The sequence below is a fragment of the Zhongshania sp. genome (assembly GCF_047636175.1).
GTDB lineage: Bacteria > Pseudomonadota > Gammaproteobacteria > Pseudomonadales > Spongiibacteraceae > Spongiibacter.
Window position 1 is genome coordinate 105,014 of sequence record NZ_JBLIKC010000008.1, and the last position, 16,331, is coordinate 121,344.

At 47.1% G+C, this 16,331-nt stretch carries 16 protein-coding genes; 15 read left to right on the forward strand and 1 reads right to left on the reverse strand.

Features of this window, described 5'->3' with window-relative positions; translation table 11 throughout:
- Positions 1 to 35: 35 nt before the first annotated feature.
- Positions 36 to 2,423 (reverse strand): AsmA family protein, encoded by a 2,388-nt coding sequence (locus tag ACI955_RS06610; RefSeq protein ID WP_415242941.1) that lies wholly within the window; start codon positions 2,421 to 2,423, stop codon positions 36 to 38.
- 238 nt (positions 2,424 to 2,661) lie between these two features.
- Here ACI955_RS06610 and ACI955_RS06615 point away from each other — a divergent pair, with 238 nt between their 5' ends.
- From ACI955_RS06615 to ACI955_RS06685, 15 genes are all read left to right on the forward strand, one after another.
- Positions 2,662 to 3,543 (forward strand): bifunctional transcriptional activator/DNA repair enzyme AdaA, encoded by an 882-nt coding sequence (locus ACI955_RS06615; protein WP_415242942.1) that lies wholly within the window; start codon positions 2,662 to 2,664, stop codon positions 3,541 to 3,543.
- Between the two features lie 140 nt (positions 3,544 to 3,683).
- A complete protein-coding gene (locus ACI955_RS06620; RefSeq protein WP_415242943.1) occupies positions 3,684 to 5,288 on the forward strand; it encodes a FadD3 family acyl-CoA ligase in 1,605 nt (534 codons plus the stop codon).
- A 93-nt stretch (positions 5,289 to 5,381) separates the two neighbouring features.
- Positions 5,382 to 5,885, forward strand: coding sequence for an Lrp/AsnC family transcriptional regulator (locus ACI955_RS06625; RefSeq protein WP_415242944.1), 504 nt, complete (start codon positions 5,382 to 5,384; stop codon positions 5,883 to 5,885).
- A 69-nt stretch (positions 5,886 to 5,954) separates the two neighbouring features.
- Positions 5,955 to 6,425: an Lrp/AsnC family transcriptional regulator gene (locus tag ACI955_RS06630; protein WP_415242945.1), complete on the forward strand. Its 471-nt coding sequence runs from the start codon at positions 5,955 to 5,957 to the stop codon at positions 6,423 to 6,425.
- 47 nt (positions 6,426 to 6,472) lie between these two features.
- On the forward strand, positions 6,473 to 8,041 hold the full coding sequence (locus ACI955_RS06635; protein WP_415242946.1) for an LVIVD repeat-containing protein: 1,569 nt from the start codon (positions 6,473 to 6,475) through the stop codon (positions 8,039 to 8,041).
- Between the two features lie 21 nt (positions 8,042 to 8,062).
- Positions 8,063 to 9,571, forward strand: coding sequence for a hypothetical protein (locus ACI955_RS06640; protein ID WP_415242947.1), 1,509 nt, complete (start codon positions 8,063 to 8,065; stop codon positions 9,569 to 9,571).
- A 390-nt stretch (positions 9,572 to 9,961) separates the two neighbouring features.
- The gene (locus tag ACI955_RS06645) at positions 9,962 to 10,618 is read left to right on the forward strand and encodes a DUF4145 domain-containing protein (protein WP_415242948.1); all 657 of its coding nucleotides are present in this window, start codon (positions 9,962 to 9,964) and stop codon (positions 10,616 to 10,618) included.
- Positions 10,611 to 11,228 carry a hypothetical protein gene (locus tag ACI955_RS06650; RefSeq protein ID WP_415242949.1) on the forward strand — a complete coding sequence of 206 codons (618 nt, stop codon included), beginning with the start codon at positions 10,611 to 10,613 and terminating at the stop codon, positions 11,226 to 11,228. The genes ACI955_RS06645 and ACI955_RS06650 overlap by 8 nt, the downstream gene beginning before the upstream one ends.
- 80 nt (positions 11,229 to 11,308) lie before the next feature.
- Positions 11,309 to 11,569, forward strand: coding sequence for a hypothetical protein (locus ACI955_RS06655; protein ID WP_415242950.1), 261 nt, complete (start codon positions 11,309 to 11,311; stop codon positions 11,567 to 11,569).
- 122 nt (positions 11,570 to 11,691) lie between these two features.
- Positions 11,692 to 11,988 (forward strand): hypothetical protein, encoded by a 297-nt coding sequence (locus ACI955_RS06660; RefSeq protein WP_415242951.1) that lies wholly within the window; start codon positions 11,692 to 11,694, stop codon positions 11,986 to 11,988.
- 130 nt (positions 11,989 to 12,118) lie between these two features.
- Positions 12,119 to 14,134 (forward strand): AAA family ATPase, encoded by a 2,016-nt coding sequence (locus ACI955_RS06665; protein WP_415242952.1) that lies wholly within the window; start codon positions 12,119 to 12,121, stop codon positions 14,132 to 14,134.
- An 8-nt stretch (positions 14,135 to 14,142) separates the two neighbouring features.
- Complete coding sequence (locus ACI955_RS06670) at positions 14,143 to 14,991, forward strand: SDR family oxidoreductase (protein ID WP_415242953.1); 849 nt, start codon at positions 14,143 to 14,145, stop codon at positions 14,989 to 14,991.
- 79 nt (positions 14,992 to 15,070) lie between these two features.
- The gene (locus ACI955_RS06675; RefSeq protein ID WP_415242954.1) at positions 15,071 to 15,277 is read left to right on the forward strand and encodes a KTSC domain-containing protein; all 207 of its coding nucleotides are present in this window, start codon (positions 15,071 to 15,073) and stop codon (positions 15,275 to 15,277) included.
- Positions 15,278 to 15,358: 81 nt separating this feature from the next.
- The gene (locus tag ACI955_RS06680; protein WP_415242955.1) at positions 15,359 to 15,511 is read left to right on the forward strand and encodes a hypothetical protein; all 153 of its coding nucleotides are present in this window, start codon (positions 15,359 to 15,361) and stop codon (positions 15,509 to 15,511) included.
- A 107-nt stretch (positions 15,512 to 15,618) separates the two neighbouring features.
- Complete coding sequence (locus ACI955_RS06685) at positions 15,619 to 16,134, forward strand: RDD family protein (RefSeq protein ID WP_415242956.1); 516 nt, start codon at positions 15,619 to 15,621, stop codon at positions 16,132 to 16,134.
- The last annotated feature ends 197 nt before the right edge of the window (positions 16,135 to 16,331 follow it).

Sequence of the window (16,331 nt, forward strand, 5' to 3'; positions counted from 1 at the left end):
CTGTGCTCACTGGCGAAAGGACAGAGCGCTATTATCTATTTCTTAAAAAATTGATTAAATAGCTGCTTCGCAGCCTCGCCGTTTTCGCCACCTAGTTTCTCATTGAGATATTCTTGGGCCTTTTCATCTATCTTATCCTTGGCTTTTTCTTTAGCGATATCTTCAATAATTCTAAAGTCCGGCAGGCAACTTGTGGCGCCGACCTTATCGAAATCCGCTCGGCAGCGAATGGGTATATCGCGGTTTAATAAGCTGGTGTTATTAATTTTACACGCCATCGCATCTTGGTCTACCTGCGCCAAGCGGGTATTAATGACCACGTCAAAAGTGTCATCATTTAAATTAATTTTACCGTTGCCGCTCAAGGCAAGTTTACTCACGCCAGAATTAAATTTTTCAATGCGGGCAATGCCATCCTTAATTACAATTTTAGTAACCGTGTCGCTGAGGTCGCTATACAGTGGCCACGTGCTAGGGTCGAAGGTCTCCTGCTGGAATCTCGCCACCAGCTGACAAAATGCCTTTTCAATATTCATATTGTTGAGGCGCAGTTTTTGCGCACTGAGATCTATACTGCCGTCTAGATGCTTTTTCAAGCTTGCGACGCTACTGCCATTGGTACTTAAATTAAAGCTCACATCGCTTATGCCAGACAGCTCTTCAATCGCAGCAGCGTCTTTCAATACTTTGCCCAGGGGCAGCTGCGTGCTATTGCCACGCATAAGCATTCGGGCCTCCTCGGGGCGCGTGTCGAGCTGCGCATCCACCTTGAATGGACTGTCGTAAACCATGCCGCTAAGTGGGCTGATAGAACTTACGCCACCTTTCGCGATGAGCTGCAGCAGAATGTTTTTAAAGGGCAATTTATTTGCTGTTAACTCGCCGATCTGTAATTTTGCATCTACATCCAACGCGTTGATCATTTCTCTGGGTAGCGGTATTTCTGTGTCGGCTGACGCCGTAGCGGCGGGCTCAGTTTTAGTTTGTGCGGCAGCGTTGTTATCTACCGGTGGCGCAGGTGGAAGATAGTGATCGACATTAATTTTGTCGATATTCAAGGCAAGCTTAACGGCTTGGCCTTTATCGAGATTAACGCTGGCGTTACCTTTAATAGTGCTTTGGTCGAGGGTGCTTAGCAGCTCGGAAATCACAATACGTTTGTCATTGCCTGTTACTGACACCATCACACCGACTTTACTCAGTGCGCTGGGTTCCGCCATCACCGGCAGTTCAATGCCCAGCGAAGCTGCGATTTTCTTGATATTTGTTGTCGCCAAACTCAGCTTGGCTTGGTAGTCCAGCGGACTCAGCGTTGCGCTAAAATCCCCGGCTAAGTTGAGCGCTTCGCCGCCAAGGCTGGTCTTAAAGTCCAAATCCCGTGCTTTAATAACACTGAGATTTTCGTCAATACTAAAATTGGTCGATAAACTTAGGCTGCTGGCTATGGGTTTTTGGGTCGCGTTGCCATAGCTTAACTCACCGTTAATGGTCACTACGCTGGCCTCGCCACCGGGTTTAATACCGCCGTCAACGGTGAGTGAACTAATTTCTATATCACTGCCGTCTTTGCCAGCATAAGCTAGGCTGGTATCAGAAATCCTTAGCGCGGGTACTGACCAAACTAGAGCGCCGGCAATATCCACTTCGACGTCTACTTGCACTTTGGTTTTTAGCGATGCGGTGGCGAGTTCATTTTTGTGATCAATACTTAGCGCCAGTATGCCGTCGCCGATAATGAACTGATTTATAGCCTCATTGATGGTGATATTAGAATTAAATTTGACGCTGCCGCTAAGTGATTGGCTGGGGTCTTTAAATACGACCTCGGTGTCTAAATTTAGCGGAAAGGCGGTATTGTTCAGCTGGATGTTTTCGCCGCTCAGCGACAGGCTCTTTAATTCAATATATTGGCCAGTTTGTTTGTCGCTATAAGTGATTTGGCTATCGCTTAAATTCAACTTAGCAATGGCAAGCTGCAGGGCTTCGCCGCTCTCTGCTGCTTGCTCTGGCTGGCTGGCAGTGCTGTCAGTTTGCTTGCCAATCTTACTCCAGTTGCCCACGCCATTTTCATCGACCAGCAAAGATGCCTTCACGCCGCCGAGACTAATGCCTTGTATGACAATATCTTTCTGCAATAAAGGCATCAGCGCCACCGACAATTGGGCGCTATCAAAACTCATTAATTCGGCTTCATCAGGAGTGGTCATACTGGCACCGTTGATGACGATTTGAATATTGGGAAAAATCTGCCAAGACAGGTCGCCATCTAAGCGCAGGATTAGACCTTGTTCCGCCGCCAGCTTTTCAATGTCGTCTTTAAATATATTGGGATCTATCCAAAACGCGAGCGATACGCCTGCGAGTATGACAACAAGAACCACGCTGACAATCGTGATGGCGAAATATTTAATGACACGGCCCATTGGCTTCTCCACGTAAATAATGGCATTCCATTAGCGGCGATACTGTGAGGCATGCAGTTTCGCGCTTGGTCTTTTATAGCATAGTAGTTTGACAGGTTTAGGGAGCTTAGTTCGACTTAATGCGAAAACCCAGTCTGGACTGGATCTGGGAGAAAAATACCAGAGCAAGAATCGGGTGGTATTGATCGGTGGCAGGCCGCACAATTCTAGCCATTGAAATAGCGAAGCTTGGAAGGCTATGAGTACAGTGATCGCAGAGCAGCAAAACTACCAGCGGATCGCTCAGGCTATTCGCTATTTAAGTGCGAACCAGCAAAAACAGCCAAGCTTGGCCGAGCTAGCCGCTCATGTGGGGGTGAGTGAATTCCATTTGCAGCGCATTTTTACCGAATGGGTGGGGCTGTCACCCAAGCAATTCCTGCAGTTTCTAACCAAAGAGAACGCCAAGCGTTTGCTGCGCAGCAGCTCAGTGATGGAGACAGCGCTGGCCTGCGGTTTGAGCGGTAGCAGCCGCCTACACGATTTAATGATAAAGACCGAGCGCGTCACGCCCGGTGAATATCGCCGTATGGGTGTGGGTTTACAGATTCGGTACGGCAGTTGCCCGTCGCTATTTGGCAGCTGCTTTATTGCTGTAAATCATCGTGGCCTGTGTAAATTGGCCTTCTTTGACGATGCTGATGACGAGGCCAACTTACTGCTTGAACTACAGCAGGAGTGGGCAGCAGCAACGCTGATACGTGATGACAGTCGGGCGACGGCGCTCTATGAGCAGGCGTTTGGTCCAGTGTCTAAACCCCAAGGTTTATCTCAAAAGCCATCCCAAGACCCATCCCATTCTTTGGTGGTGTTGCTCAAAGGCAGTGAGTTTCAGATGCACGTTTGGGAGGCCTTGATGGCCATTCCCGTCGGCGAAGTCTGTTCCTATCAGCAGTTGGCAGAATCTATGGGCATGCCGTCGTCGGCGCGGGCAGTGGCCTCTGCAATAGCCCGCAACAATATCGCCTATCTTATTCCCTGCCATCGCGTTATTCGTGGCACGGGCGAATTTAGTGAGTACCGATGGGGTGCTGACCGCAAAAGAGCAATGCTGCTACGTGAGCATTCTATAGGTGGTTAAGGGCTTATTTTTTCGTTACGCGTAATTATTAATGCAGATTACTACGCATTTCGCTTGTTGTGTGGCCTACGAACTTCTAAACTTAGATTGATCAGCAAAAGCTGCTATTAATAAATGTGCCCACTAGGATTGCCTGTCTTATGTTACTGGAACCGTCTGCTTCATTCTCCGATATGCCCCTGACTCTGCCGCGTCTGATTGGCTGGGCGGCCCAGCAATATGGTGCCAAGGCGGCTATTCGCGAAATGGGGAGTGATATTTCCTATACCCAGTTAAACGATTTGCGTCGGCAGGCCGCCAAGGCCTTCTGCGCCATTGACGTCAAGCACGGTGACCGGGTTTCTATATGGGCGCCAAACATGGCGGAGTGGATTATTGCGGCGGCAGGGCTGCAATCCCTTGGCGCAATTTTAGTGCCCTTAAATACCCGCTTACAAGAAAGTGAAGCGGCAGATATTTTACGTCGAGCTGGTGTTAAGGTCTTGCTGACCACCGCTGAATTTGAAACCGCCGCGCCACTAGTTGATAAAGATTTACCCAATTTGATACACCGGATTTTATTGCCCTCGGTAGACCTGGCGGGAGCCGATGAAACACGAAGCTGGCAGAGTTTTCTCAATCACGGCGATCTGGTCGATGACGCCAAGTTTACTGCCATCGAACGGGCAGTTAATCCCCACGATAGTGCTGATATGCTGTTTACATCGGGCACCACCGGCAAAGCCAAAGGGGTGCTGTGTAGCCACGAACAAAATATTCGGGTCTTTCAAAGCTGGAGCGCCACAGTGGGGCTGCGCAGCGACGACAATTATTTAATTATTAATCCCTTCTTTCATTCCTTTGGATACAAGGCGGGTTGGCTGGCGGCGATTATTTGTGGCGCAACCATTTTGCCAATGGCGAAATTCGATAAACAGTCAGTGATGGAAACCATTGAGCGCGAAAAAGTCACCATGCTGCCGGGCGCGCCGTCTTTATATGAAATGCTATTGTCTGATAACAGTCGCCGCAACTACGATCTTTCCAGTCTGCGCCTCGGCGTGACCGGCGCTGCGTCTGTGCCTGTTCAGCTGGTGCGAGATATGCGCGACAAACTCGGCTTTGAAACCGTGGTTACCGCCTATGGTCTGACCGAATCCTGCGGCGTGGTGAGTATTTGCCGCCCCGATGACGAGGCCGAAATTATCGCCTCTACCTCTGGCCGCGCCATTGATGGTGTGGAGTTAAAATGTGCCGACGCCAAAACCGGCGTTGAAGTTGAGCTTGGCACCGAGGGCGAGGTGTGGGTGCGCGGTTACAATGTAATGCAGGGCTATTTCGACATGCCCGAAGCCACAGCAGAGGCCATCACCGCCGAAGGTTGGTTAAAAACCGGCGACATCGGTGTCATGGATGCAGCGGGTTATCTTAAAATTACCGACCGTTTAAAAGATATGTACATCATGAACGGCGAAAATGTCTATCCCGCCGAAATTGAAAAAGTCCTCTACGGATTGGCAGGGGTGGCTCAGGTCGCGGTTATTGGCGTGCCCAAAGCGCCGCAAGGCGAAGTAGGCATGGCCTTTGTTGTCAGCAAGGCAGGCAGCAATATTGATGAAGCCGCAGTGCGAGACTTCTGTGCCGGTCAGTTAGCGGCCTATAAAGTCCCGTTTTATGTGACATTCCTTGATGCCTTGCCGCTCAACGCCTCAGGTAAAGTTTTGAAAACCGAGCTTAAAGCCACGGCCTTAAAAACACGGTCTTAAAAAAACTGGGTGCTTAGCTTACAGCACCTCTTATTGAAATTTATTGGTGACGCCGTCGAGGCGACCCGTCTAGACGACATAGTCGGAGTATGCATGACAGATTATAGCGATGGTGATCATCTCCGCCCGGCACCGTCACAACATATGGATGAGGTTGACCACCGCATCGTGGCGCATTTGCGCCGTGATGGCCGTATGCCTTTCAAGGCCCTAGCAACCGAGCTGGGGCTAACCGAAGCCACCGTGCGCACGCGGGTGCGTCGTTTAGAAGAGGGCGATAGCCTGCGGGTGGTGGCAGTCACAGATTATGAAGCCGTTGGTTACACCATGATGGTAGCGGTGGGTATTCAGGTCGAAGGTCGGCCTGCAGATGTGGTTGCAGAAGATTTGGCAAAGTTCACTGAAGTGTTTTCGGTATGTCAGGTAGTAGGCACCCTAGACATCGAAACCCTCTCGGTTGCTCGCGACCAAGAGCATTTGTCTGAATTATTAGCGCGCCTAGGCAATGTGCCAGGGGTGAGAAAGTTAGAGCCATCCATTGCCCTAGACGTCTTAAAAAATCAGCCTAATTGGGTGCCTTTTGGCCACGATGCATAAGCTCATCAAGCATAAGCCGTCAAACATAAGCCATCAAAATAGCGTAACGAGTGTATAGGGAATAACCCAGTGGCAAAAAAACAGCTAGATGAACAAGACCGCAATATCTTAGAGGGCTTAGCCAAAGACGCGCGCATTAGTAATCGCAAAATTGCCGCCGACTTGGGCATTACCGAAGGTACGGTGCGCAGCCGCATTAAACGCATGGAAAGCGAAGGTCAGGTTCGTATTACTGCCATGACCAATATCGCACGTTTACGCAATCCAACCCTCGCCTATATATGGGTAGAAGTTGAGCGCAGCGCCCAGTGCGATGACGTTGCCCGGCAGCTCGCGGCGGTCCCAGAGATTGGTTTTGTCGGCAAAATGCTAGGCCGTTTCGATATTCTCGCCATCACCTTAGTGCAAGACAATGCCGAGCTGGCGCGGTTTCTTCACAGCAAGATTACCGGTCTGGCAGGGGTGCGCCGCACTGAATGTTCACTGGGTGTCAATTTTGTGAAGCACGACTACCGCATGAGTCGTATTGTTGATGGGTAACTGCTACCTTTAAAAAATATAATAATTAGCCTGCAAAGAGACCAGCTATGAGCCCATTAACATTGCGTGGCATCGCCAAAATCATCGTTTTGGCAATCAGTGTTTTGCTTGTGTCCAGCTGCGGTGGCAGCAGTGGATCTAGCACCAGAACTAATACTGAAGTCGCTTCGCCCGATGGCGATCTATTAGAGACCGGCTTGCAAGGGCAGGTGCCCTTGGCAGATCAATTGAGTGGTCGCGCCGCGCAGGGCTATCGCAAAGGTCTACGGCTGGTCGGTGAAAACACCATCTTAGATCGCGGCGCTAATTTCTCCATGGCCTGGCTTGATGACTGTGCTTATGTCACCACCACCTCGCCAGGACAAATTTTTGGGCCGGCCTCGTCGCCCTATATCGATCCCCAGTTCAGCGCCCTTAATGGCATGGCGGTCATAGACGCTTCCGACCCCAAGAACCCAAAGCTAATTGATATTTTGCAAAGCCCGGCCATGATCGCCCCGCATGAATCCATACAAGCTAACCAAGCGCGACATATTATTGTGGCCACGCGCGGCGGCGGCACCGCATTAGACGTTTACGACGCCACAGATTGCCGCAAACCGGTATTAACCGCATCAGTAAATATTGGTCTTGGTATCACTTTACCGCCGCTTCCAGATCTGCCCGGTGGCATTGGCAGTATTGATCAGGGTTTGGCTTTTATGGGCCACGCCATGTGCATAACCAATGATGGTTTAACGGCCTACGCCACCAGTTCGGCGCAGAGCAATGCCGTTATTGATTTAACCGACTTAGAAGACCCCAAATTAATTCAGCTGTATTCGCCGGCTTCCCACGACTGTGGTTTAAATCCTGAAGGCACTCGGCTATATCAAGCTAATTTTGGTTTTGTATCGCTGGGTTTGGGGCTGCCCAATGGGCCTGCAGTGGGACAAAACGGTTTGATGATTTTAGATGTCAGCGGCTTTCAAGATCGCAGCACGCCGCCATCACCCCTGCTTTTTGGCACTCAGCCCCCGCTGGTCGGGTTTCTAGGGTGGACCAATATTCTCGATGGCGAGGCACCAACAGCGGGTTCCCATACCGCGCGGTGGTTTAAAAATGGCGGGCGCAGCTATGTTTATTCCAGCGATGAATGGCCAACGGCGGGAGTCTGTCCCTGGGCGCACAGCCGAATTATAGATATTACCGACGATACCAATCCGGTAAAAGTGTCCGATATTATTCTCGATGTGAATAAATTGGAAAACTGTGCAGAGACCGAAATTGATATCGCCAATTACTCTGCTCACTACGTCGGCTTTGACGACGTCAATAACGCCACAACGCTATTTATGAGCTACTACACCGGCGGCTTGCGAGTGTGGGATATTCGCGATCCGGCCAATCCCTTCGAGATCGCCTATTGGCATCCTGCGCCAAACCCAAATACCCCCACCGTGTTTTTGTCGGAAGGCTTCGGCAGTTCTGGCGACCGCTGGGACGCAGTGGCCACTTACATTCGCTATCGTCCAGAAACCGGCCATATATGGTTGGCGGCTTACAGCGCGGGTTTTCAAATTTTAGAATTTACCGACAGTGCCGGACCATCAGCGCCTAAACCCACGGGGCCTTAAGGGCAACAATCAGAGTCGCTCATGCTGTCTAAGCGCGCTATAAAAAAGCCGGCACGCAAAGCGTATTTGCCTTGGCTGCTGGGCATGGGTTTGGCCGCTTTTGCACTGCCGAGCTGGTCGCATTCCTTTGGCACGCTTTATACCTTGCCGGTGCCTTTTTGGTTATACGCCTGGGGCTGCTCTGCGGCCTTGCTGCTTTCATTTTTACTGGTCGCTTGGCTCGCACAGCAGCCTAGTTCTAGTCAGAGTGTCTCGTCACTTGCGCAACGCAATCACGGCAAGCGGCTCTTGGTATTGCCTGCGGTCTTAATCTCAGTATTGCGAGTCCTCAGTTTAAGCGCGTTGCTGCTGTGTATTGCCACCGGCTTGTGGGGCACCGCTAATGCTTATTTAAATTTCAGCATGACCTTTTTCTGGATCATATTTGTCCTAGGTTTTGCGTATTTCAGTGCCTTAGTGGGTGATCTTTATCCCCTTATAAACCCTTGGCACATGCTAGTGCGCGGCGTGGCGCGGGTTTTTAAAATTGATTTCTCGGGGCGCATTAACTACCCGCAAACTCTGGGCTATTGGCCGGCCCTATTGCTGTATATGGCGTTTATCTGGCTTGAACTGTTTGGCGACGGTGGCCCTAAAGAACTTGCCTACGCCCTAATGGCCTATGGAGTGTTCAATGTATTGGCGGCGTGGTTGCTGGGCAGTGAGGTGTGGTTTAAGCAAGGCGAATTTTTTGGGGTTTTATTCGCGCTGATATCCAAAATGGCAGCCGTCTCAATTCAGCCCCGTGGCGAACACGGTCAATATTCTCATTTGGTATTGCGACCGCCGTTTTCAGGCTTACAACGCGGCCGTGCATCTTCCCTGAGCGAGTTGCTGTTTGTGCTCTTTCTGCTGTCATCAACGGCATTTGATGGCCTGCACCAGACCAATATATGGGCAAGCTTCTTCTGGCAGGATATCGCCGGAATATACCGTGAATACACCAGCCAAAATATTGTTCAGGCCTACCCAGTATTAAAAACCATGCACGCGGTGTTTGAAGCCGGCGCACTATTTTTGTCGCCAGTATTTTATCTTGCCGTATTCTTTATCTTTCTGGCACTGGTGCGGCGGCTAACAAAATTCCAAGGTTCGCTGCAAACCTTGGCCCTGCAGTTTAGCTATTCACTGCTGCCCATTGCCTTGGTTTACCACATTACCCATTACTACACGCTAATCAGTAGTCAGGGAGTGATGATCTTTCGGCTGGTTTCAGATCCCTTTGGGCTGGGCTGGAATCTCTTCAACACCGCGCATTGGCGGCCGAATTCGGTCACCCCCAATATGGACTGGGTTTGGCATACCCAAGTGGGGCTAATCCTTTTTGGTCATGTGGTGAGCGTGTATTTGGCGCATAAAGAGGCGCAAGCGCTGTTTACCCAGCGTCGACAGGCGACCCTGAGTCAATTGCCGATGCTAGTGTTAATGATCCTCTTTACCTGCTTTGGCCTTTGGATATTGGCGCAGCCGGTTACGGCGACGCGATTGTAGTGAGCGTTTGCCTTCGTTGGTTCACCGGAAATTTCGTTAAGAATTTGAATCATATATTGGCTAAAAAAAGTAAATATAGACTGTGTTCCCGCCCATTGAAATGGATTGAACAGGAGCGCCATTCCCATTAACACCTAAATGGCTCACTTAACTCATTGAAACTTATAAAAAACGCGATATGATCAAGGGAAGGAATGTTTGGCGGAAATAAAGGGAATTAGTCTTCGTTTGACCGGCACTCGCTAATAGCGGTGTCGCCATCTCATTGAATCCCCTATAATTTTTCAATCACCGTAAAAGCCAGTTCCGTGATAAGGGGGCCAAAGTGATATATGGCCTGGGTCGTTATAATAAACTGTTAGGCAGTTCAACAATCATGGGATTTTGAGAATGAAAGCAGAGTATATTCCACCACAATATGCCGAGGGTGCATTTAATTGTCCAAATTGCCATGTATATGCCAAGCAGTCTTGGTTTTATATGGCGGGCGCTGCTCACAAAGATGGTTATGGTTCAATGTACCAAAACAAACAGTTTCTAGTCTCGAACTGCGAAAAGTGTGATTTTCCAACCATATGGCTAGGCGAAAAAATAATCTTCCCCATTCACTCAGCATCAGAGCCGCCAAACTCAGATTTACCTGATGATATTAAGCTCGATTATGAGGAAGCCAGAACAATCGCAAATCTATCTCCTAGAGGCGCAGCGGCCTTACTAAGGCTCGCAATACAAAAGCTATGTGCACACCTCGGTCAGCCGGGAAAGAATATCAACGCTGATATAAAGACACTTGTAGCCAACGGACTGCCACCAAAAGTACAGGAGGCGCTAGACAGTGTACGGGTCATTGGAAATGACGCCGTTCATCCTGGTGCCATCGATCTTAAAGATGACATGGTTACCGTAAATAAACTTTTTAAGCTGGTTAATTTTATAACTAATAAAATGATCACAGAACCAAAAGAAATCGACGAGCTTTACGGTAGTCTCCCACAAGAAAAAATAGACGGTATAAATCAGAGAGACGGCACTAAAGAAAATGCCTAACAAAGCCAGCCAGAGGGACCAAAAAACCGCCGCTTCGCTCTGGTTTTTCGGCCCCTGCTGGCGGCGTTATGGTCGCTACCAAATGAACGAGAAATTGAACCATCTAAAGTGGGTGCTTGTGGATCAAATAGTAGATTTGACTATAGCGACTACCGCAATCAGAGACCATATTGACGCACCAAATTTTCAACCCGAAAGTCAGAAATCAATTGCCTATTTTAGAATGTGCAGCAATTCATTAATCGTTTCGTTATCAAAACTATGGGAAGCACTTGATCATTACGGTAAGGAAATCAACGAATTCCCAGAAGAATTAAAAATTAATTGCCGGGCATTAAAATCAGAAATTGAGCGAAAAAAAATCTATCAATTTCGCAGCAAGTACGCGGCGCACATTATTGATAAAGACACAAAAAAACCAATCAGTCTTGTGGAGGGTGAGAAAAGGTACTCCTCAATTGTCGGTGAAAACATTGGAGACCTAATCAATTTTTGCGACTGGATAATCCCTGAAAACTACAATAAAAATCCTAAATCCGTAATGAATACAGTTGAAAGAACAAGGGATTATTGTTTAAGTATTGTCGGCTCCTCAGCTGAGCGCCCATAACAAGGCGCTGAAATCGCTCATTTAATTCGCTGGGACGGCGTGCGGCCGCCCTTTAGCTTAATCGTTAAGTGTAGAAGCACATGGATGAGAACAAAATTCTATTTCTAGCCATCATCGGCAGCATTATTGTTTATGCGCTGGTGCTCGCTTACAAAATAAGAAATATACGCTGCCCAAAGTGTGGCGAGCGAATGGTTCTGCACAGCCTGCAAGACCCGATGGGAGTTAACGTATCCAAGAAAGTTACATTCTCTCTTTACCAAGGCCCAAGAAAATACAAAGAGGCGTGGATCTGCGAGTCATGCAGCCATCAAATACAAAAACAGTATTGGGGTAGCTAATGGTACATCGTGCCACAACTACACTTAACAAGACGGTCCACGCACGCCAGCAAGCTGGCTGGACAGCTTTAAGCGTGGCTTCGCCACAAAGCTGCCCGTTACCTTGGCGTTAGGTAACAAAGATGGGAGCGGAAATATTGGCTATCTCGTTTTTTACAACTCCATTGATATTTTTGATCAGTGTGGGTTTGTTGTTTAAACGTAAGTTTCTAAATCCAAAGGCTATTATTCTGTTAGCTCTGAATACTCTTTTTATCAGTTATTTTCTTATCACTGGTCTCATCGATGGTTATATACTTCAAGCGTTTTTAATTGGTGGCTTCTTACTTATATCATTTCAAGTTCTAGGGGGGCTAGCAGCATTGCTATTTAGTGGTAAGTTAGGTGAAAAACTAGGTAGTGTCAGCAATGTTACCTAACAAAACAATCAACAACATTCGCTTCGCTCATTGGGAAAAAACCTCGCTGTCGCTCAGTTTTTCCCGTTATTGTAAGCGTTATGTGTCCAAATAAACCGTCGAAGCAGTCAGCCAGAATAAGGAAATATCTATGAGACTTATTAAAGCAAGGGTAGAAAATTATCGCAGCATTATGGATTCTGGCGAGTTTGACATCGAGCGATTAAAAACAATCCTTGTTGGCCCGAATGAGGCAGGTAAAACTGTATTACTTAGAGCGCTTCAACAGTTGAATAAACCAGAAGACATTGAGGGGTTTGATGCTCTTAGAGACTATCCAAGGTCTAAATATAATGAAATCACCACAGGTCAGGTAGATCCGGGTAAAGTTAAAGTGGTTACAGGCTGCTTTGAATTAGAGAATAGTGATAAAGCACTAGTTCCCTCTGAGTATCATGAATGTCAATATCAATTGACTCGGATGCTAAACAACACGGCATCCCATACATTAATTAACGCACCCCACAAGAAAAAACTAAGTGATATTAGCAAGAGCCTAGCTAGAATGGCTGCGCATATGGACAAGCAGCACGCGAAATCATCAGACTCGGAACCCGACTTCAACCCCTCAAAAAAACTTAGCGAGGTTATGTCTAGTTGGTCTGACGGTAGTTACATTTCTGACGAGATGGCAAACTTATTAAAAATATGGCTCGACAAGTTTTATGAGTTTGTCGAGGAGGATAATGAGCAAGAAGAAAAAAGACATGAAGATCTCCTTGAAATAATCAAATTTAATAAAAGCTGGGGCGACGTGTTATCAGCTCTCCATAAAAGCGTGCCCGTATTTATTCTTTTTAATAATTATTTTAATGTAAAACCGTCAATCCATTTGGAACATTTAGCACAAAGGGTTGATGGGGACCTCTTAGATGACAAATATTATGATTATGGTAATTTGTGTTTATTGAAATTGCTCGGGTTCACTCCCAGAGAGCTGGCCACTCTAGGCGCAACACCGAGTCCAAATATAAATGATCCAGTCGCTCTTAAATCTTATCGAGACAAACTTGATACGAGGTCATATCAGCTTAATGCGGCAAGTGTAAGATTAACTAAAGAGATTAGATCTGTATGGATGCCAAATCCAGAGAGACCTGAAGCAGACAAGCTAAAAGTCACCGCTGATGGGCAATATCTAAAAGTAGTAGTTGAGGATGACCTTGGCGTTGACGTAGAACTAGATCAAAGGTCAGAAGGATTTCAATGGCTTGTATCTTTTTTTGTTGTGTTTTTCTCTGAAGCTATGGATAAACACAAAAATGCGATTTTGTTACTAGATGAGCCTGGGATGAGTTTACATGCGCTCAAACAGCGGGACTTTAGAGAAACGATATCTCGTCTTGCTGAGGGCAATCAAACGCTGTTTTCAACTCATTCCCCTTTTCTTGTTGGTCCCGATGAACTCGATATTGTTCGTGTTGTAGAAATGAAGAGCAGAGAACAGGGGACAGTTGTTCACACCACGTTATCTTCCGAGGATCCCGCTGGAATGCTGCCTCTTCAAGAAGCGCTAGGTTACGATCTCGCCAGCAGTTTATTTTCACAGCAAAGAAACTTGATTCTAGAGGGAATAACTGACTATTGGTATATCGAAGCAACCGCTGAACTATTAAAAGAGTCTGGCAAAATAGCGATAAACGATAAGATTGCACTCGTATTTGCGAATACAGCGGGGAAAGTTGTCTACTATGCAACGATCCTACATGCCCATAAACTGAAAGTAGCTGCCTTGTTAGATTCCGACAACGCTGGTGATCAAGCAGCGCAACAGGAAAATCTTGTACATGCCTTAGGTAACAAAAATATCCTGAGGACGAAAGATTATTGTGATGTTGGTAAGGCAGAGATAGAGGATTTGTTGAGGAGTACATTGGTAAGCATCGTTAAGTCTGAATACGGAGTTGATTTATTAGAGAAATCAGAGCAGCAGGCAGAAAGGCCAATTGTAGAGCTTTTCTCAAAAGAGGTTGATGGCTTTTCTAAATATAAATTGGCGAAGGCATATATACGTTGGACGAGAAATCACACACTAAAGGATCTTAATGCCAGTGAAATTATCCAGTGGGAAAAACTTATTGAAGCCATTAATAAGTCTTTAAAGTAACACTCCCAATGAAAAAACATAACAAAAACAGTCAAGGCGACGCCAAAAAACGGCGCGCCTTGCTGTTGGCGTTAGGCGCTATCAAGTCCTATCCATGTATTAAACTAAGGAAATTTATGAAACTACTAGATAATAAAGTTGCTATCGTTACAGGATCGTCGCGAGGAATAGGCGCTCAGATAGCAATAACACTAGCGGAGGCTGGAGCAAGGGTAGTTGTTAATTACTCTAGCAACCAAACACTAGCTGATAAAGTTGTCTCTGATATTAAAGCTAATGGTGGAAATGCCATTGCTATAAAGGCGGACATCAGTAATCCAGACGAAGTTAAGTTGATGTTTGATTCGGCGATTAGCCAGTTCGGGAAAATTGACATCCTTATTAATAATGCTGGCTCTATTTTGTATAAAACAATTCAAGATACAACGGATGATGATTTTGATCAGATATTTTCTGTTAATGTGAAAGGTACTTTTAATACACTTCGTGAGGCAGCTTCACGGCTTGAGAATGACGGACGTATTATTAATTTTTCCAGCTCTACGACCCGCCTAATGCTACCAACGTATGGAGCATATTGTGCGACAAAGGGGGCTGTAGAGCAGCTCACAAGAGTTTTTTCAAAAGAGGTTGGTGCGCGAAATATTACGGTCAACTCAATTTCACCAGGCCCAACCAATACTGAACTTTTTACTGAGGGTAAAAGTCAAGAAGTTATAAATCGACTTGCGGGAATGGCTGCACTTGGCCGTATTGGCGAACCGATAGATATTGCCCGTATAGTGTTATTCCTTGTTGGTGAGGAGGCATCATGGATAACAGGACAAAATATTGGTGCAAACGGAGGGTTCGCCTAACAGTATTGTGGATTAAAATGGTCAACCGGACAGTTGATCTTTCCCCCTTCTTGCGGCGTTAAAATCTCGGGAGAGCGACATGATTGAGTGGGGGTCTGTAAGCTCCAGAGCCATAAGAAAAATTGGATATGATGCTACCCGTTCCAGAATGTTTATCGATTTTGAAGATAGCCATCCTATTTACACGCTCTGTGGCGTTGCAGAATCAGTATTACGGGATTTTATAAATTCTGGCTCTGTCGGGCGCTACTACCACCAGTATATTAAGTATCGGTATCAGTGCTGAGTTGCCCATTTTGAAGGCAATGCTCAGGTTAGTGTATTCAGTGTGTGGCTTCGCTATGCCGATTAAAGGTCAGGAAGATATATGAACCATATAATGGAGATTGATCTCAGCAAACGGCTTGAGATAAAAATTAATAACAAAGATCCTGTCGGTCTGGAAGATCTATTTCTCTCTTCGCTGGCATTCAACCATCAGTTTCAAAAGTTTGTTGAGTCTGAGCTACTTTATGGTTAATGGCGTGGCAAAAGAAGCGCGGGTATATTGAATACACATTTGCACCGCATGGCGATTAACTTTAGCTTAGCGGTCGCCGGCAGGAAATGCCTATTTTTGGAGTCATTATGGAAAACGCCCCACAGGGTTCAGAGCAGCCGCTTGAGTACGCCGGATTTTGGGTTCGAGTATTTGCATCAATCATAGATACCTTCCTCTTTGGCCTGTTAATACTGCCTATTATTGCCCTAACTATGGGCGATGCGCAGTGGTCATCGGTAGAGGGCGAGGGCATGCATATGTCCACCATGTCATTCCAGACCATGCAGGTGCCGGGTGGTATGAATATGGTGTTGAATTATATTTTACCGGCCATTGTGGTGCTGCTGTTTTGGGTCTACAAATCGGCGACTCCCGGTAAGTTAATACTCAAGCTGCGCATTGTAGATGCCAAAACTGGAGAGAAACCCTCAACGGCGCAGTGGTTGCTGCGCTATCTTGGTTACTACCTTTCAGCGGTGGTCTTTATGTTGGGCTTTATCTGGGTAGGCTTCGACCGCCGCAAGCAGGGCTGGCACGACAAGATTGCAAGAACAGTGGTGATTAGTGATAAAGGTAAAGAACCGGTGCGCTTTGGTGATTGATATTGGCTTGGCCTAGCACACTGGGGCCAAAAGATGGGGCGGGTGCGTACAAACCCACTGTTGATTAGTATCGCTGCGGGCGCGGGCATTGATGCATTTGAAAATTATAACGCCCGCTCTTGCGTATTAGTTAGCCAATAGATTCAAGAAAGGGCCTACGGTGCAGGCTTAGCCTAAGCATTCGCCGCCTCAGATCT